The organism is Lysinibacillus fusiformis, from assembly GCF_016925635.1.
GTDB classification, from domain to species: Bacteria; Bacillota; Bacilli; order Bacillales_A; family Planococcaceae; genus Lysinibacillus; species Lysinibacillus fusiformis_F.
The window spans coordinates 4,436,016-4,453,431 of record NZ_CP070490.1 but is presented as its reverse complement, the minus strand read 5'-3'; the positions used below and the strand labels follow the sequence as shown (position 1 = coordinate 4,453,431).

The 17,416-nt window shown below is 39.4% G+C and carries 17 protein-coding genes and 1 riboswitch; of the genes, 10 read left to right on the top strand and 7 right to left on the bottom strand.

The genetic code is table 11. The features are described 5' to 3' along the window. Window positions 1-201: 201 nt before the first annotated feature. Both JTI58_RS21900 and plsY read right to left on the bottom strand, forming a co-directional pair. A complete protein-coding gene (locus JTI58_RS21900; RefSeq protein ID WP_205443699.1) occupies window positions 202-492 on the bottom strand; it encodes a HesB/YadR/YfhF family protein in 291 nt (96 codons plus the stop codon). Window positions 493-511: 19 nt separating this feature from the next. Next, a complete protein-coding gene (gene plsY / locus JTI58_RS21895) occupies window positions 512-1,114 on the bottom strand; it encodes a glycerol-3-phosphate 1-O-acyltransferase PlsY (RefSeq protein WP_205443698.1) in 603 nt (200 codons plus the stop codon). Between the two features lie 558 nt (window positions 1,115-1,672). Here plsY and parE point away from each other — a divergent pair. The 7 genes from parE (at window position 1,673) to JTI58_RS21860 (ending at window position 9,993) form a co-directional block, all read left to right on the top strand. Beyond that, the gene (gene parE, locus JTI58_RS21890) at window positions 1,673-3,649 is read left to right on the top strand and encodes a DNA topoisomerase IV subunit B (protein ID WP_205443697.1); all 1,977 of its coding nucleotides are present in this window, start codon (window positions 1,673-1,675) and stop codon (window positions 3,647-3,649) included. Beyond that, window positions 3,646-6,084 (top strand): DNA topoisomerase IV subunit A, encoded by a 2,439-nt coding sequence (gene parC / locus JTI58_RS21885; protein ID WP_205443696.1) that lies wholly within the window; start codon window positions 3,646-3,648, stop codon window positions 6,082-6,084. The genes parE and parC overlap by 4 nt, the downstream gene beginning before the upstream one ends. A 120-nt stretch (window positions 6,085-6,204) precedes the next feature. After that, window positions 6,205-6,315: riboswitch (TPP riboswitch) on the top strand. A 154-nt stretch (window positions 6,316-6,469) separates the two neighbouring features. After that, window positions 6,470-7,465 (top strand): ABC transporter substrate-binding protein, encoded by a 996-nt coding sequence (locus JTI58_RS21880; RefSeq protein ID WP_205443694.1) that lies wholly within the window; start codon window positions 6,470-6,472, stop codon window positions 7,463-7,465. Between the two features lies 1 nt (window position 7,466). Next, window positions 7,467-7,757, top strand: coding sequence for a thiamine-binding protein (locus tag JTI58_RS21875; RefSeq protein WP_205443692.1), 291 nt, complete (start codon window positions 7,467-7,469; stop codon window positions 7,755-7,757). Next, entirely contained in the window at window positions 7,757-8,530 is a 774-nt protein-coding gene (locus JTI58_RS21870; protein ID WP_205443691.1) for an ABC transporter permease, read from the top strand. Before JTI58_RS21875 ends, JTI58_RS21870 begins: the two co-directional genes overlap by 1 nt. Further along, window positions 8,505-9,254, top strand: a complete 750-nt coding sequence (locus JTI58_RS21865) for an ABC transporter ATP-binding protein (protein WP_205443689.1) — start codon at window positions 8,505-8,507, stop codon at window positions 9,252-9,254. Before JTI58_RS21870 ends, JTI58_RS21865 begins: the two co-directional genes overlap by 26 nt. Then, a complete protein-coding gene (locus JTI58_RS21860; RefSeq protein WP_205443688.1) occupies window positions 9,244-9,993 on the top strand; it encodes a TatD family hydrolase in 750 nt (249 codons plus the stop codon). The genes JTI58_RS21865 and JTI58_RS21860 overlap by 11 nt, the downstream gene beginning before the upstream one ends. A gap of 25 nt (window positions 9,994-10,018) precedes the next feature. Here JTI58_RS21860 and JTI58_RS21855 read toward each other — a convergent pair whose 3' ends face one another. From JTI58_RS21855 to JTI58_RS21835, 5 genes are all read right to left on the bottom strand, one after another. Beyond that, a complete protein-coding gene (locus JTI58_RS21855; RefSeq protein ID WP_243456202.1) occupies window positions 10,019-10,201 on the bottom strand; it encodes a hypothetical protein in 183 nt (60 codons plus the stop codon). A gap of 92 nt (window positions 10,202-10,293) precedes the next feature. Further along, the gene (locus JTI58_RS21850) at window positions 10,294-11,838 is read right to left on the bottom strand and encodes a solute symporter family protein (RefSeq protein WP_205447534.1); all 1,545 of its coding nucleotides are present in this window, start codon (window positions 11,836-11,838) and stop codon (window positions 10,294-10,296) included. Between the two features lie 8 nt (window positions 11,839-11,846). Then, window positions 11,847-12,185 carry a DUF485 domain-containing protein gene (locus tag JTI58_RS21845; RefSeq protein WP_205443685.1) on the bottom strand — a complete coding sequence of 113 codons (339 nt, stop codon included), beginning with the start codon at window positions 12,183-12,185 and terminating at the stop codon, window positions 11,847-11,849. Window positions 12,186-12,666: 481 nt separating this feature from the next. Further along, complete coding sequence (locus JTI58_RS21840) at window positions 12,667-14,220, bottom strand: solute symporter family protein (protein WP_205443683.1); 1,554 nt, start codon at window positions 14,218-14,220, stop codon at window positions 12,667-12,669. Next, entirely contained in the window at window positions 14,221-14,556 is a 336-nt protein-coding gene (locus JTI58_RS21835) for a DUF485 domain-containing protein (RefSeq protein ID WP_205443682.1), read from the bottom strand. Window positions 14,557-15,141: 585 nt separating this feature from the next. Between JTI58_RS21835 and JTI58_RS21830 the strand changes: the two genes are divergently transcribed. The 3 genes from JTI58_RS21830 (at window position 15,142) to JTI58_RS21820 (ending at window position 17,298) form a co-directional block, all read left to right on the top strand. Further along, window positions 15,142-15,738, top strand: coding sequence for an SCO family protein (locus tag JTI58_RS21830; RefSeq protein WP_205443681.1), 597 nt, complete (start codon window positions 15,142-15,144; stop codon window positions 15,736-15,738). A 194-nt stretch (window positions 15,739-15,932) separates the two neighbouring features. Further along, window positions 15,933-16,268: an ArsR/SmtB family transcription factor gene (locus tag JTI58_RS21825; RefSeq protein ID WP_205443680.1), complete on the top strand. Its 336-nt coding sequence runs from the start codon at window positions 15,933-15,935 to the stop codon at window positions 16,266-16,268. 31 nt (window positions 16,269-16,299) lie between these two features. After that, window positions 16,300-17,298, top strand: a complete 999-nt coding sequence (locus JTI58_RS21820) for an NADP-dependent oxidoreductase (protein WP_205443678.1) — start codon at window positions 16,300-16,302, stop codon at window positions 17,296-17,298. The last annotated feature ends 118 nt before the right edge of the window (window positions 17,299-17,416 follow it).

Genomic DNA, 17,416 nt, shown 5'->3' with positions numbered 1-17,416 from the left:
TCAAATGGACGTTCATTATCATTAGAGTGGACAATTTTTTTGAGAGATAAACGAAAAGGGGATGAAAAATTAGCTAATTGCGGTTAAATCATGTACTGTGCAACATTCGTATGCGGGTTTTTCAAGTTGTCTCGAAAAATTGTTCTGTACTAAATAAAAAAAACAGTCTATCCTTTCATGGGCTGAAAGGATAGACTTGTTTTATGTACGATAGTCGTATTGTAATTCATCTTTACTTGTATCAACGTCAACATGTAAATTGTGATCGTTAAAGAACCAAAGATCTTTCTCGTCAATGTAATAGATGACGTCATCAATTACTGTCTGCACACCTATGGCAATGGGTTCCTCACGTGTCATGCCGAGTGAAAAGCCTTCATGAAACGGACTAGAGCCACCGTAGCGTGCATAAAAGCGAATTGTATCGCCAGGTTCAACTTCCATTTCATGTTTGAACCATTGTAGGGCTTCATCTGTCAATGCAATGTTCATTTCAAATGCTCCTCTCTTCCTACAGCCATTTTACCTTTGGTTCGGTGCCGTTTTTAATACGTGCAATATTGGCACGGTGGCGATAAACAATAAAGGTAAATAAAAAGGCTACCAAGATGCCTAATGCAAAGTCACCTGTAATAAAATAATAAACGATTGCATAAATAAGCGCTACTAAAGCGGCTATCATCGATGTTAAGCTAACGATTTTTGTGATTTTTAATGTCACAATAAAGGTAATAAATAGTAGGACAAAGAGAGGCCAAGAATAGCCTAATAATACACCCGCAGAAGTTGCCACGGCTTTCCCACCTCGGAAGTTGGCGAAGATCGGAAACATATGACCGATCACAGCGACAAGACCAAGTAATAAAGAATGAAGTGTACTGTCAGAGAAAACGGGAAGTGTCACGAGTAAGACAGCGGCTGTTCCTTTTAAGACATCCATCACCGTAACAACAATACCTGCCTTCTTCCCTAACGTTCGAAAAGTATTGGTCGCACCAAGATTACCGCTCCCGTGTTCACGAATATCGGTATTATAAAAAATTTTGCCTATCCATAATCCAGAAGGTATAGAGCCGATTAGATAAGCACATAAAATAATAAGTCCATTGATCATAGCTGGACTCCTTTCATTCATAGTCCATCACTTGGTACTAATAGTTTGTAACAAGTATTTTACACTTTTTCTTGCTAATCTACAATGATATGAAGGAGATTTCATAGGAAGCCTTGAATTCAATACAAAAGAGAATCTATTAGCGAGGGCTAGGCTTTTAGACAAAAGTTTGTAAGAAGTGAAAAAACCTTTTTAAAAATATAGGCAAAAAGGCAATTTTGTCAATCGCTCATTCCTTTGGTAGAATAGAAGTCTAACTTTATCCAGTTTCATCCCAAGGTACGTAATAGTGCTTCTATCTGCAAGCAACACAAATTTATTTTGCAACTATATAGGCTTCGATGCGTCCAATGTTGATGGAAGCTAGAAGCAGTCTGTCTTGCTTAAATACCAATTTTAAGCAACTGTTGAAGATGTTTACTATTTAGAAATATGATCAAAACTGTGAGCAAATTATTAAAATGATTGGACCTGTCGCTAGCTATTGACAGGAAATGCTATTATTATTAGGATGAGAACATAAATAGAACATGTGTTTGTTTTTGGAGGGGAATTTTTTTGACGAATAAACAGTCAACTAGCGTCTATAATGATGACGCTATACAAGTATTGGAAGGATTAGAAGCGGTGCGCAAACGACCTGGCATGTATATCGGTTCGACGGATGGCCGTGGACTTCATCACCTTGTGTATGAAATCGTAGATAATGCGGTGGATGAAGCACTGGCTGGCTTTGGATCTCATATTATTGTCACAATTCATAAAGATCAAAGTATGAGTGTGCGCGACTTTGGCCGTGGGATGCCAACCGGTATGCATAAAATGGGCAAACCGACACCAGAAATTATTTTTACGGTGTTACACGCTGGCGGTAAATTTGGTCAAGGTGGCTATAAAACAAGTGGTGGTTTACATGGTGTTGGTTCTTCTGTTGTGAATGCGCTCTCAACATTTTTAGAGGTGACGATTCATCGTGATGGCAAAAAGTATCGTCAGCGCTTTGAGCACGGGGGACAGCCTGTCACAACGCTTGAAAATATTGGTCAAACCAAGCAGACAGGAACACTTGTCCATTTCCTACCAGATGAAACGATCTTCTCTGTCACAAAATTCAATTATGATACGTTAGCAGAACGATTACGTGAATCAGCCTTTTTATTAAAGGGTTTAAAAATTGAATTAATCGATGAGCGCGAGGAAGGCAAAAATGATGTGTTCTTTTATGAGAATGGCATTGAAGCTTTCGTTGCGTATTTGAATGAGGAAAAAGATGTCCTTCATCCAGTGAAATATGTAGAAGGTATACAAGATGATATCGAAGTAGAGTTCGCTTTCCAGTATAACGATGGTTATTCGGAAACGATCTTATCATTTGTTAATAATGTTCGTACACGTGATGGTGGTACACATGAAACGGGTGCAAAAGCAGCATTGACACGTGTCTTTAATGAATATGCAAGAAAAATTGGCTTGTTAAAGGACAAGGATAAAAACCTTGAGGGGACAGATATTCGTGAGGGCTTAGCGGCCATTGTGTCTGTTCGTATCCCAGAGCACTTACTACAATTTGAAGGTCAAACAAAGGGCAAGCTTGGTACAAGTGAGGCTCGTTCTGCAGTGGATAGTGTGGTGTCTGAGCAAATTTTGTATGTGCTAGAGGAAAATGCGGAGTTATCGGCTTCCCTTGTTCGTAAAGCGATTCGTGCGCAGCAAGTACGTGAAGCGGCTCGTAAAGCACGTGAGGATGCACGAAATGGGAAGAAAAACAAAAAGGGTAGTACGATTCTATCAGGAAAATTAACGCCAGCTCAGTCACGCAATGCGTCAAAAAATGAGCTGTATTTAGTCGAGGGTGATTCTGCAGGAGGTTCTGCCAAACAAGGCCGTGATCGTACATTCCAAGCGATTCTGCCATTGCGTGGGAAAGTAATCAACACAGAAAAAGCCAAGCTACAGGACATTATGAAAAACGAAGAAATTTCAACGATTATCCATGCGATTGGGGCAGGTGTTGGAACGGATTTTGCGGTGGAGGATTCCGCCTACGATAAAGTAGTGATTATGACCGATGCGGATACAGACGGGGCACATATTCAAGTCTTGCTATTAACATTCTTCTATCGTTATATGCGTCCACTAATTGAAGCAGGAAAAGTCTATATCGCGCTACCACCGCTTTATAAAGTCTCGAGGGGTACTGGGAAAAAAGAAGTCATTGAATATGCTTGGACAGAAAGTGATTTACAAAAGGCCATCAAAAAGGTTGGAAAGGGTTACATATTACAGCGCTATAAAGGTCTTGGTGAGATGAATGCAGACCAACTATGGGACACAACGATGAACCCTGAAACACGGACGTTGATTCGTGTCACAATCGAGGATGGTGCACGTGCAGAGAGACGTGTCACGACGTTAATGGGCGATAAGGTAGAACCACGTCGTAAGTGGATCGAAGCCAATGTAGACTTCGGTATGGAGGATGATTCTAACATTTTAGAGAATGAATTCATCCAACAAGAGGAGGACCAAGCATGAGTAGTACAGAAAAGTTTCAAGATTTACCGTTAGAAGAAGTGATGGGTGACCGTTTTGGTCGCTATAGTAAATATATTATTCAAGACCGCGCGTTGCCTGATGCACGTGACGGTCTTAAACCAGTACAGCGCCGTATTTTATATGCGATGTTTACAGAAGGCAATACAAACGATAAACCGTTCCGTAAATCCGCAAAAACAGTGGGTAACGTGATTGGTAACTATCATCCGCACGGCGATAGCTCTGTGTATGAGGCGATGGTCCGTATGAGTCAGGACTGGAAGGCGCGTCATATGCTCATTGAGATGCACGGGAACAATGGCTCGGTCGATGGTGATCCACCAGCTGCGATGCGTTATACAGAGGCGAGACTATCTGCTATTGCCGCTGAAATGCTACGAGATATTGGCAAGAAAACGGTCGAGTTTGTGCCAAACTTTGATGACCAGGATATGGAGCCAACCGTTTTACCAGCACGTTTTCCAAACCTATTAGTCAACGGCTCTACAGGGATTTCCGCTGGTTATGCGACGGATATTCCGCCACATGCCTTAGATGAAGTACTGGATGCTGTGTTGATGCGCTTAGACAAGCCTAATGTTAGTGTAGATGAATTGATGACGGTGATTAAAGGGCCAGATTTCCCAACTGGTGGTATCATTCAAGGTGTGGACGGCATCAAAAAGGCGTATGAAACAGGTCGTGGCAAAATCATTGTCCGTGCCCAAGCGGTTGTCGAACCAATCAAGGGTGGCAAAGAGCAAATTGTTATCACGGAGTTACCATACGATGTAAATAAAGCGAATCTTGTGAAAAAAATTGATGAGCAACGTGTAGATAAACGACTAGAAGGTATTGCGGAAATTCGAGATGAATCAGACCGTACAGGCTTACGTGTCGTGATTGAGCTGAAAAAGGATGTACCAGGGCAAGGAATTTTACAGTACTTGTTTAAAACAACGGATTTACAGGTAGCTTATAATTTTAATATGATTGCCATCCACAATCGTCGCCCAACGATGATGACATTGCCATTATTGCTGGATGCGTATATCGCCCATCAAAAAGAAGTAGTGACAAACCGCTCCATTTACGATTTACAAAAGGCAAAGGACCGTTCTCATATTGTAGAAGGCTTAATTAAAGCCCTTTCCATTTTAGATGAAGTAATTGCGACGATTCGTTCTTCTAATGATAAGAAGGATGCAAAGCTTAATTTACAAGCGAAGTTTGATTTTACAGAGGTACAAGCAGAGGCCATTGTAAGCCTACAATTATACCGTTTAACGAATACGGATATTACAGAGCTTCGTCAGGAACAGGACGAGTTAAATAAGTTAATTGCGAAGCTAGAGGGCATTCTACAAAGTGAAGCCAAGCTAGTACGTGTTATTAAACAAGAGTTGCTAGACATTAAGAAACGCTTTACAGAGCCACGTCGCTCGAAGATTGAGCAGGAAATTGAAGAAATTAAAATTACATTGGATGTCCTTGTGCCAAGTGAAGAGGTTGTCGTGACAGTGACGAAGGACGGTTATATTAAACGTACATCGACACGTTCTCATGCCGCTTCAAATGGGCAAGATTTTGCCATGAAGGATTCGGATTATTTATTGTATGAAGCAAACTTAAATACACAGCACCATCTATTGCTGTTCACAAATCGTGGCAATTATATTTATCAACCTGTTCATGAGCTTCCTGACATACGCTGGAAGGACCTGGGCCAGCATATTTCCAGTATTGTCCCAACAGGGGAAGATGAATCGATTATTGCGGTCTATGGCTTTGAAACATTTGAACAGCCAAATACGTATGTCTTCACAGCCACAAAAGATGGTCAAATTAAGCGCTCACCACTCGCAGACTATGCGGTAACACGTTATTCAAAGCCAATTAAAACGATGAACGTCAAGGCTGGTGATGCGATGATCTATGCATCGTTTGTGACGGATGATGTAGAACTGATGCTAACAACGGATACAGCCTATGCGATTCGTTTCCCGATGGAGGAACTACCCGTTACAGGTGTGAAAACAGGCGGTGTGAAAGGGATCACGCTAAAAGATGGAGAAGCCTTAGTTGGTGTCAATGTGCTACAGCCTGATGTTACACAATATGTAGTGATTGTGACACAGCGTGGAGCCGTGAAGAAAATGAATGTCGCTGAAGTTGAAGTAGCAAGTCGTGCAAAACGTGGACTAAAAGTATTAACAGAGTTAAAAGCAAATCCTCACCGAATTGTAGCAGTTATACAAGCGACAGACGAGGAGCAGGTTGTGATTGAAACCGAAAAAGGCGTTCAAGAGGTAATTGCTGTACAAGCATTGTCTCGTGCAGATCGCCATTCCAACGGTTCGTTTAAAGTGGATATTGCAACAGATGGGGCGATTTCCCATGTATTAACAGCCAAAAAAGAACAAAAACCTAGCTAATATCATGCCCAGTCTCTTAGGAGAACTGGGCTTTTGTCTTGAATACAATCGTTATTCAAAAATAGCACCTTGTCATTTAAGTGTAACTATGGGTATAATAATCATCGAAAAGTTCATAGCGAAAGAATGTAGGGGGGCTAGTAGTTGCTAGCTGAGATTGTGTCCGATAGACGCTGACCCTTTGAACCTGATTTGGCTCGTACCAGCGTAGGGAACATCTATTCAAAAAAGCAAAGTTTTGAAGAATGATTGTAATACGTCTGGGAGGAATCCTAGGCGTTTTTTTATGTTTTCAAGCAATAGTTTGAAAACCTTGTATACGCTTTCTTCTGGTGACAACATTCATTCATGAACACTTTCATATTACAAACTGGGAGGCTTTCGCATGAAAAAATGGTTATTTATTCTATTGGCAGCACTTTTGACTTTGGTGGGCTGTAGTGACAAGGAGGACAAGCAGGCAAGTGACAAGCTGAAAAAGGTGTCTGTGGTACTGGATTGGACACCGAATACGAATCATACAGGTCTGTATGTCGCAAAAAAACTTGGTTATTTTGAGGAACAGGGCTTAGATGTTGAGATAATTATGCCTGGTGAGGCGGGCGCAGATCAGCTTGTTGCTTCTGGAAAGGCAGAGTTTGGCGTGAGCTATCAGGAAGGCATTACACAGGCGCGTGTACAAGATGTGCCGCTGGTCTCTATCGCAGCGATTATTCAGCATAATACATCTGGCTTTGCTTCTATTGCATCAAAAGGCATTACATCGCCAAAGGATTTTGAAGGTAAAACTTATGGTGGTTGGGGTGCGCCATTAGAGCAAGCCGTTCTCCAATCATTAATGCAAACAGAAAAGGCAGATATCAATAAGCTAGATATCGTCAATGCAGGGGATTTAGATTTCTTCACAATGATGGAAAAAGACATTGATTTTGCTTGGATTTATTATGCATGGACTGGGATTGAAGCTGAGCTGCGTGGGGAAAAGATTAATATGCTGTATCTAACGGATTATAGTGATCAATTGGATTACTATACACCTGTTCTAGCTACGAATGAAAAAATGCTACAGGACAACCCTGATGTTGTCAAAGCCTTTGTTGCAGCTACATCAAAAGGCTATGAATACGCAATAGAAAACCCAAGTGAAGCAGCTGATATGTTAATCGAAGCGGCTCCTGATTTAGATAAAGAGCTAGTGCATAAAAGTCAGGAATGGCTGGCAGATAAATATCAGGATGATGCCAAGCAATGGGGAGAGCAAAAGCTTTCTGTGTGGGAAAACTATGCAAAATGGATGTCTAGCAATCATGTACTAGAGGGCGAGTTTGATGCGAAACAAGCCTTTACAAATGATTTCTTACCTAAAAAGGAGGCCAATTAACATGGCAAATTCATTAATCAGTGTGCAAATCATACCAAAGACAGAGAAATATGAAGATGTTATCCCTTATGTGGATGCAGCGATTGCTGTGATCGATGCTTCTGGCGTGAAATATGAGGTACATCCATTGGAAACAACGATGGAAGGCGAGCTTTCTACATTGCTCCAAATCATTGAAAAAATGAATGAGAAGATGATCGAGCTAGGAGCCATTAATGTTATTACACAAGTGAAAATTTTATATCAGCCAAAGGGTATTACGATGGATACATTAACGGAGAAATATCAGTAATGAAACGTGCATTGCAAAAGGGAAGGACGATAATTTTTATCGCCTTCCTCTTATTCATATGGGAACTAATCGTGCATTTTGCTGAAGTTCCACATTGGTTATTACCTGCGCCAAGTAGTATTTTGTCGGAAGCCTTTCAGTCGTATCAAACCTTTCTACCACATGTATTCGCTACGGTGCAGTTAGCCTTACTAGGTCTGGCCATTGGCATTGCTTGTGGTCTAACGGTGTCGATTGTGTTGCATCGTTTTACATTCATTCGGGAGTTGTTTTATCCAATTCTTATTATGTCGCAAAATGTTCCCATTCTTGTCTTGGCACCATTGCTTATTATTTGGTTTGGCTTTGGCTTATTACCGAAGCTCATTATTATTTGCCTCGTGTGCTTTTTCCCAATTGTCATTGCAGCGATGGATGGATTTAGGCAAACGGCCCCTGAATTAAAGCATTATTTTGCCATGATCGGTGCTACCAAGGCACAAACTTTTTGGAAGCTGGAATGGCCTCATGCTTATCCAGCCATTTTCTCAGGCGTTAAAATTGCTGCTACATATAGTGTGATGGGGGCTGTGATTGCGGAGTGGCTCGGTGCAAAAAAGGGTATTGGTGTTTACATGACCTTAGCTCAGTCCTCCTTCCGAACAGATCGTGTATTTGTGGCAATTTTTGCGATTGTTCTCTTGAGCTTACTATTGTTTAGCGGGATTCGTTTGATTGAAAAATTCATGGTGAAGGGGAGAGGCTATCATGCTCAGCATTCAAAACATCGCTAAATCCTTCGATGCACTAAAAGTCCTTGATCAACTTTCATTTGACGTAAGGGATGGTGAGTTTGTGGCCATTGTGGGTCCTTCAGGCAGTGGTAAGAGCACACTTTTTCAATTAATTGGTGGTGTTTCGCCAATTGATCAAGGAGCCATTTTATTAAATGAAGAGGATATCCAGCAAAAAAGAGGAACGATTGGCTATATGCCACAGCAACCTTGCCTATTACCCTGGCGTACGATTTTAGAAAATGTCACGCTTGTAGAGGAATTACAGCATAAACCTGATGTGGAACGTGCCAAGGCATGGCTAGAAAAGGTTGGTCTTGCCTCCTTTATCCATGCCTATCCGAACGAACTGTCAGGAGGCATGCAGCAGCGTGTATCGTTCATTCGTGCAATGGTTAGTGATAAGCCGATTTTATGCTTAGACGAACCATTTTCTGCGTTGGATGAATTTACAAGACTGGAAATGCAGGCATGGCTTTTATCCATCTGGGAAGAGTATCGTAAATCAATCCTATTTGTTACACATAGTATTGAGGAAGCTCTCTTTTTAGCGGATCGTATACTTGTCTTAACCAAACGTCCAGCAACTGTTAAAAAGGAAATCATCGTGCCCTTTGAGAGACCACGGAAAGAGGAGATTCGACATTCCGCAGCGTTCACAGCGTTAAAGCAACAGCTATTTACGTATTTACAAGAAGAAAAGGGTGATATGTATGTTGATTGATGCGCATATTCATTTGGAACAGTATAACGATGAGGAAATTCCATTATTGTTGGAAGAGGTCGATGCTGTGATTGCGGTTAGCATGCAACTATCCTCGTGTGAAAGAACGTTGCGTTTATCGAACAGCTATCAGCAAGTAAAGGCTGCTTTTGGCTTCCATCCTGAACAGCCTTTACTAAGTCCAAGCGATGAGGCAGCTTTATTCGATTGGATTCGTACGCATAAGGATGAGATGGTGGCTATTGGTGAGGTGGGTCTACCTTATTATTTAAGGCAAGAGCAAGCGATTGATGATCGTCCTTATGTGGCGTTATTAGAGCGTTTTGTTGTATTGGCGAAGGAACTGGATAAGCCGATTGTATTACACGCTGTATATGAGGACGCTAGTGTTGTGTGTGATTTGCTGGAAAAGCATCAGCTGCGTCAAGCCCATTTTCATTGGTTTAAAGGGGATGAAGCTGTTGTGAAGCGCATGATCGAGCGTGGTTATTTTATTTCCATTACGCCAGATTGTTTGTATGAAGAGGAGATTCAACAGCTAATTCATGCTTATCCGATTGAACTGATGATGGTGGAAACGGATGGTCCTTGGCCGTTTGAAGGACCGTTTACGAACAAGCGTACATCGCCATGGATGATGCATTCTACGCTTGAGGTGATTGCCTCTATCAAAGGACTGTCAATACAGGAAGCGGCCAAAATCATTACGCAAAACACGAAAGCCTTCTATCGGCTTTAAAAGAAAAAGCAGTATAGGGTACGAGTTAATCGTCCTTATACTGCTTTTTATATTTTGTATAATCATGCTCCAATTTTTCGTTCTTTGTTTTCGTTAAGCGTTCATGTGTACTGAAAGAGATAGATTGTCGATTTTTTTCAACATCTTTACCGACTGTGCGTTTAATATGCATACGTTTTTTTTTAGCGTTAGACTGTGACACGAGCATAACCTCCAATTCATTATTTAATTCTATAGTAGCGAATAGGGAAGAAAAAGTAAAACCTCGTAAGCAAGATACTTACGAGGCTGTCGAGTGTATTAGTGAGATACGTCCTGTACAGAAATACCTGTGTTTGCTTTAACGTCAACTTCACGATATTTCGCATCATCTGTTTCTTTAGAAAGTAATGTGCCGAAGAAACCACCAAGGAAACCAAGTGGTACAGAGATTATGGCTGGGTTCGTTAACATAATTAATGGATCACCTACGAAAATGGCCTTACCTTCAACTGGATTCCACACGTTTGGAGACATAGCAACTAATACTAACGCAGAGATTAAACCTGTTAACATCGCAGTAACAGCACCTGCTGTATTAAAGCGTTTCCAATAAATTGTGTAAATAATAACTGGAAGGTTAGCAGAACCTGCAATACAGAATGCTAAAGATACTAAGAATGCAACGTTTAATGTTTGTGCACCAAGTGCTAATAGGATAGAAATAACAGCGATTGTAATCGAACCGATACGAGCTGCAAGAACTTGCTCTTTTTCTGTAATTTTACCCTTTTTGATAATTTGTCCATAAATATCATGTGATAGGGCAGATGCACCAGATAGTACAAGACCTGCTACTACCGCTAAAATTGTTGCGAATGCTACGGCACAAACGAATGAGAATAGAATGTCGCCACCAAGTGCTTCTGCAAGAAGTGGGGCAGCCATGTTACCAGCAGCGTTTGCTGCGATAATATCTTCTTTCCCAACGAATGCTGCTGCACCGAAGCCTAAGAAAATTGTTAGAACGTAGAAGATACCTACGATCCAAGTAGCCCAAATAACAGATGAACGAGCTGTTTTTGCGTCTTTTACTGTGAAGAAACGCATTAAGATATGTGGAAGACCCGCAGTACCCAATACTAACGCGATTAACATAGAGATTGTATCAAGTCCATTTGTATATTTAAGACCTGGGTTTAAATAAGCAGCACCACTGTCAGTAACAGTAGTCATTTCTTTAAACATTGTAGAGATACTGAAGCCGAACTCTTTTAATACTAAGAACGAAATAATAACCGTACCTAACATTAAAAGACAAGCTTTAATAATTTGTACCCAAGATGTTGCTGTCATACCACCGAATAGCACGTAAGTTGTCATCATGAAACCTACGATTAATACGGCGATCCAATAGTCGATACCTAATAGTAATTGAATAAGTGCTCCTGCACCAACTAGTTGTGCAATCATGTAGAATAAAACAATTGTAATAGTGCTTAAAGCAGCTGTTCCACGAACTTTTGCGTTATCAAAACGCGCTGTAATCATATCAGCTAAAGTAAATTTCCCAAGGTTACGTAACGGCTCAGCAACAATATATAATACCACTAAGTAAGCTACCAAATAACCAATAGAGAAGAAGAATCCATCAAATCCAAATAATGCTACAGCACCAGCGATACCTAAGAAGGATGCTGCTGATAAATAGTCACCTGCGATAGCTAGTCCATTTTGCCAGCCTGTTAAGCCACCACCAGCAGTGTAGAAATCACTTGCTGAAGATGTACGTTTAGATGCCCACCATGTAATAACTAATGTTAAACCAACAATGCCTACGAAGAAGAATATGGCTGTAAAACTCATTCCGTTACTCATCGGCGGCCACCTCCGTTCTCGTATTCAGCGATAATCGCTTTTGCTTCTCTATCGAAGCTGTTTGCTTTTGCTACATATAAATGACATAACCCCCATGTCATGATGAAAAGACCTGCTGCATAGATCCACACAAAAGTAATTTCCCCAAATGCCTTTTGGTGTAGAATTGTTGTGTACGATGTCAGAATTGGTAACAACATGTATGCCGATAAAAATATGGCAGTCATAGACCAAAGAAAAGAATTCTTTCTTCGTACAAGAGATTTAAACGATTCTTGGTTTGCAATTGTATCATAGTCAATCACGATACCTTTTTTTGCTTGATTGTTCCCCATTAACATTCCCCATTTTGTGTATATTTTTTCTACCTCAAGACTTGATTTTGCTAGTTTAGTGAATTCACATTTTCATTTTATGAAACAGTTCACAAAATTGCAATACATTTCAGAAAAATTATGTAAAAAAAATTTTTCAGAAAATACTCTTAGGAGAGAAAAAATGGCGTAAACTCAAGAATATAAAGGGTTTTAGAAAATTCAGATAAATAAATGAAGTGAAGAGAAATCTAGATTCTTGACAAAAAATGAAGGGTAAATTTACAAAAAAATCTCGTTTTTTCAATCAAAAATAAACACTATTTACCTAGTGAAAATTGGATTTTTTCTGTTTTTTGGAAGTGAAATAATATTGTTCGATAAATAAATTGGTAGATATTGAATAACAAAAAAGGCGAAAAACTCGACCAAAAATCGAATTTTTTGCCTATTTTTTTGCGCTTTTTGAATTAGGATTCATTATGCAGGAGGTGTATAAATATTAATGTGAAATATCAGAAACAGACACACCTGTATTTGCTTTCACACGAATTTCTTTATAAATACGTTCTGCCTCTTTCTGTGGCACTCTGTTAGGTGAAAGGACAGTTCCTAAGTATCCAGCAATAAAGCCTAGTGGAATTGTAATAATCGCTGGAACAGCAAGTGGCACAAGTGGTTGTCCAACAAAAATTGCCGCACCTTCAACAGGGCTCCAGACATTTGGTCCCATTGCTCCTAAAATTAAACAGGACACTAATCCCGTTACCATTGCTGTTACAGCACCTGTGGAATTAAATTTCTTCCAATAGATTGTATAAAGGATCACAGGTAGGTTTGCTGATGCACCGATACAAAAGGCAAAGGATACTAAAAATGAAACATTTAAGCTTTGTGCAAACAGAGCAAGAATAATAGACACGATCGCAATCGAAATAGAGCCTGTACGGGCTGCCATCACCTGTTGCTTCTCTGTTAATTTACCGCCTTTAATGATTTCTCCATAAATATCATGAGAAATGGCAGACGCCCCTGTCAGAACTAAACCAGAAACAACGGCTAAAATAGTCGCAAATGCAACGGCGCCGATAAATGCCATCAATACATCTCCACCTAAATAATGCGCGAGAAGGGGAGCGGCTGTATTACCAGCCTTACTTTCAGCAAGAATTTGATCTAAACCTACAAAGTTTAATGCACCGAACCCTAAGAAAATAGTTAATGAGAAGAAAATAGCTGTAATCCAAGTTGTCCAAGAAATAGAGGCACGTGCTGTCTTTGCGTCCTTTACTGTAAAGAAACGCATTAAAATATGTGGTAAACCAGATGTTCCTAAAACTAAAGCCATCATCATCGAAACAGAGTCAATTGTGCTTGTGTACTTAATTCCAGGTACAAGGAATTTTTCACCATGATCTACTGCAATTGTGTCGAACATCTTCATAAGAGAGAAGTCAAATTTCATTAACACTAATACCGCTAATAGACCTGTCCCGAATAATAACAAGCTTGCTTTAATGATTTGCACCCAGGAAGTCGCTGTCATGCCACCAAATAGTACATAAGTTGTCATCATAACACCGACTATTAATACGGCAACCCAATACTCAATGCCAAATAATAGTTTAATCAATGCACCAGCACCAACGAGCTGTGCAATCATATAAAGGATAACGATGATAATCGTACCTGATGCCGCCACGCCACGAATTCGTTTTTCATTGAAACGAGCCGTTAACATATCTGCTAACGTGTAGCGACCTAAGTTACGCATTGGCTCAGCAATGACATAAAGAAGCACTAAATTTGCTACTACATAGCCTACAGAGAAGAAGAAACCGTCAAAACCAGTTAAGGCAATCGCACCAGACACACCAAGAAAGGCTGCTGCCGATAAATAGTCACCAGCAATCGCAAAGCCGTTTTGCCACCCCTTTAATCCACCACCAGCTGTGTAAAAATCAGCCGCAGAGGATGTGCGCTTTGCTGCAATATAGGTAACAACAAGTGTTAAGCCAACAATAGCTAAAAAGAAACCTATGGATACGATGTTCATTTATTTTCCACCTTTCGCCTGATACTCTGCTAGCACAGCAGCTGCAGCTTTATCGAATGAAGCAGCTTTTTTTACATATACTGTACAGAGCACAATCGTCATGATAAATAATCCTGCTGAATAAACCCATACACCCGTAATATTTCCGAAGATTTTTTGTTGTAGTACAGGTTGGAACGCAAGAATCGGAAGCAAGATATAAAGAAATAAAAACACTGCTGTAATCGAGAACAGAAAGGTATTTTTCTTTTTTACAAAGCTATTAAACGATTCCATTGCTTCAATTGCATGATAATCAATTGATTGGGCCTGTTTTTTACTTGAAACATTCGCCATTATTATTCCCCCTAAAGTTATATATTTCTGTTTTAAACGACATATTTCTTTTTCGTTCGTCGTTATATTCACTTATTTTATGGGGGAGATTCCTATAATGCAATACTAAATTTTGAGTTTTTATAATTTTTAGTCACTTTCTTTTTGAGGAAATAACATAGAAATAATAAGGATTTATTAGAATAAATTTGTTTGAAAGAGCGTGCGGTTTTCTGAGGAAATAATATTGTTAAAATAGTTTGTTGTTAATAAAAATGAATGTAGGAGAAAATACAAACATAAAAGAGAATTTTCTGTATTTTATTATTCTGCTATTAAATTCCAAGGAAGCTCAATCAGCAGAAATAATTTGTTATATAACAATTATCTGAGGTTTTGGGAAATAACGAAAATAATAAAAAAAAGCTACGAAAAAATTTTTGAAAAGGATGTGTCATTTGGAAGATTTAGTGTGGTGAAATTCCAGAATCAGTTAATGTTCACATGTTATACAAATAGCTATCTGGGTGTAAGTCCATTATCTTGTGTTTAGCTTCTATAATGAATAAAATAAGATGATGAAATGAAGGGAAGTGGGCAACACGAATGAAAAAGAAAAGGATATTGCTAGTTTTAGTTCTAGCAATTAGTAGCATTCTAGCTGCTTGTGGTAGTTACAAATTTGAACCAACATTAAATCTAGAGGTTCAAGATTTCACGGTAACGAACCAAAAAAATGAACAAGTGAGCCTAGATGATCTTAAAGGTAAGCCTTGGTTAGCCATGTTTATTTTTACAAATTGTACGACAATCTGTCCACCGATGACATTTAATATGACAGAAGTTCAACAAGCACTGCAGGATGAAGGCCTTGAGGATTATCAAATTGTGGCATTTAGCGTGGATCCAGAGGTGGATAAGCCTGATGTTTTAACAAATTACTTAAATACGTATAATGTTGTAGATGAAAGCAAGTGGCAGCTATTAACGGGCTATCAACAAAAATTCATTGAACAATTTGCACGTAAATCATTTAATTCTTTAGTTAAAAACGATCCTAACTCAGACCAAGTCATACATATGTCGAGCTATTATTTAGTAAACGCAGACGGCACAGTTGTAAAAGACTATGATGGCGCGACAAACGTACCAGTTGAAACAATCGTTGGAGATATGAAGGCTCTTATTAAGGAGAGCAAATAACACAGAGGTCCATGTGACTTCTGTGTTTTTTTATTGAAAATGGGGAAAATAGGGTGTACGCCTTCTAAAAATGATTCGTCTCGATTTACTTTCCCAATATTGCAGGGAATACAGCAATATTATATTGCTGTATGCAGTAATGGTTCATTAACTTAAACTATTCAACTAATTAGTAAGCGGAGGTATTTAATTAAATGAATAAACAGGACCAGCTTAACTTGATTAAGGGCGATTTTATAAATTCTCAAAAGGTACTATTAGCCATTGGTGATGAAACCAGACAAGCCATTTTAATGGTTTTAATGGGAACAGATTGTCAAACAGGGCTGCGTGTGGGAGAAATCACGAAACAAACGCATCTTTCTCGTCCTGCTGTGTCACATCATCTTAAGATTTTGCGAGATGCTGGTGTTATTTTAATGCGTAAAGAAGGTACAAAAAACTTTTACTATATAGATATACGGACAAAACTAGGTTCGTTAAAAAATCTTGTTTTGGATATTGAGACGCTGTTAACGGAATTTTATTGAAAATACGATATATTATCTGGAGGAATAAACAATGAAAGCAATGGTTATCAATCAATATGGCAAAGCCCCAATGCGCTTGGCAGAAATGCCGACACCTGAAATAAATGAATATGAGGTACTCGCTGAAATCCATGCAGCAAGTATTAATCCGATTGATTTTAAAATCCGTGATGGGAAAGTGAAGCTGTTAATCCAATATAAAATGCCTCTTATCCTAGGAAATGATTTTTCAGGAGTCGTAGTGAAAGTTGGCAAAAAAGTAACCCGTTTTAAAGTAGGGGATGAAATTTATGCGCGTCCACGGAAGAGTAAAATTGGTACTTTTGCGGAATATATCTCCATTCATGAAGATGACATAGCCTTAAAACCTAAAAATTTAAGCTTTGAGGAAGCCGCATCGATCCCATTGGTTGGTTTAACTTCATACCAAGCCTTACATGACATCATGCAATTACAGAAAGGACAAAAGATTTTAATTCATGCTGGCTCTGGTGGTGTAGGAACCTTTGCTATTCAACTAGCAAAGGCAATGAGTGCTACAGTGGCAACAACGGCTAGCGAAGCTGGTGCAAATTTAGTCACATCTCTAGGTGCAGATAAAGTGATTAATTATAAGAAAGAAAACTTTGAAGCTATACTGAAAAATTATGATGCTGTCTTTGATACGCTTGGTGGTCAGACACTCGAAAAATCTTTCGAAATCATTAAGGATGGTGGGAAAATTGTCTCCGTATCAGGCAGGCCGAATGCTCGTTTCGCCAAAGAATACGGTTCAGGATTTTTCAAAACATTGTTATTTTCAGCAGCAAGTCATAAATTGACTGCACTTGAAAAGAAACATCATGCTCAATATTCCTTCTTATTCATGAAGCCAAGTGGTGAGCAATTACGAATTATCGCAGATTTGATTGAGACTGGTAAAATCAAACCAATCATTGATCGAACTTTTTCATTTGAAGATGCTCAAAAGGCGATGGACTATGCGGAGTCTGGTAGGGCAAAGGGGAAGATCATCGTAAAAATTAAATAGGCTTTTTTATGTTGTATTTTCGTAAAGGTTTAATATGTTAATCATTTTTTCAAACATGCCCTTTTCGGTTGGTTAACAGGACAGACGTAGCCGATATCATGATGAGCGATGGATCACC

What these genes read in the sequence shown, in the direction of transcription:
- JTI58_RS21900 (WP_205443699.1), bottom strand. Translation starts at nt 492, where the DNA reads ATGAACATTGCATTGACAGATGAAGCCCTACAATGGTTCAAACATGAA.
- JTI58_RS21880 (WP_205443694.1), top strand. Translation starts at nt 6,470, where the DNA reads ATGAAAAAATGGTTATTTATTCTATTGGCAGCACTTTTGACTTTGGTG.
- JTI58_RS21870 (WP_205443691.1), top strand. Translation starts at nt 7,757, where the DNA reads ATGAAACGTGCATTGCAAAAGGGAAGGACGATAATTTTTATCGCCTTC.
- plsY (WP_205443698.1), bottom strand. Translation starts at nt 1,114, where the DNA reads ATGATCAATGGACTTATTATTTTATGTGCTTATCTAATCGGCTCTATA.
- JTI58_RS21820 (WP_205443678.1), top strand. Translation starts at nt 16,300, where the DNA reads ATGAAAGCAATGGTTATCAATCAATATGGCAAAGCCCCAATGCGCTTG.
- JTI58_RS21825 (WP_205443680.1), top strand. Translation starts at nt 15,933, where the DNA reads ATGAATAAACAGGACCAGCTTAACTTGATTAAGGGCGATTTTATAAAT.
- JTI58_RS21860 (WP_205443688.1), top strand. Translation starts at nt 9,244, where the DNA reads ATGTTGATTGATGCGCATATTCATTTGGAACAGTATAACGATGAGGAA.
- JTI58_RS21855 (WP_243456202.1), bottom strand. Translation starts at nt 10,201, where the DNA reads ATGCTCGTGTCACAGTCTAACGCTAAAAAAAAACGTATGCATATTAAA.
- JTI58_RS21865 (WP_205443689.1), top strand. Translation starts at nt 8,505, where the DNA reads ATGCTCAGCATTCAAAACATCGCTAAATCCTTCGATGCACTAAAAGTC.
- JTI58_RS21835 (WP_205443682.1), bottom strand. Translation starts at nt 14,556, where the DNA reads ATGGCGAATGTTTCAAGTAAAAAACAGGCCCAATCAATTGATTATCAT.
- JTI58_RS21845 (WP_205443685.1), bottom strand. Translation starts at nt 12,185, where the DNA reads ATGGGGAACAATCAAGCAAAAAAAGGTATCGTGATTGACTATGATACA.
- parC (WP_205443696.1), top strand. Translation starts at nt 3,646, where the DNA reads ATGAGTAGTACAGAAAAGTTTCAAGATTTACCGTTAGAAGAAGTGATG.
- JTI58_RS21840 (WP_205443683.1), bottom strand. Translation starts at nt 14,220, where the DNA reads ATGAACATCGTATCCATAGGTTTCTTTTTAGCTATTGTTGGCTTAACA.
- JTI58_RS21850 (WP_205447534.1), bottom strand. Translation starts at nt 11,838, where the DNA reads ATGAGTTTTACAGCCATATTCTTCTTCGTAGGCATTGTTGGTTTAACA.
- JTI58_RS21875 (WP_205443692.1), top strand. Translation starts at nt 7,467, where the DNA reads ATGGCAAATTCATTAATCAGTGTGCAAATCATACCAAAGACAGAGAAA.
- JTI58_RS21830 (WP_205443681.1), top strand. Translation starts at nt 15,142, where the DNA reads ATGAAAAAGAAAAGGATATTGCTAGTTTTAGTTCTAGCAATTAGTAGC.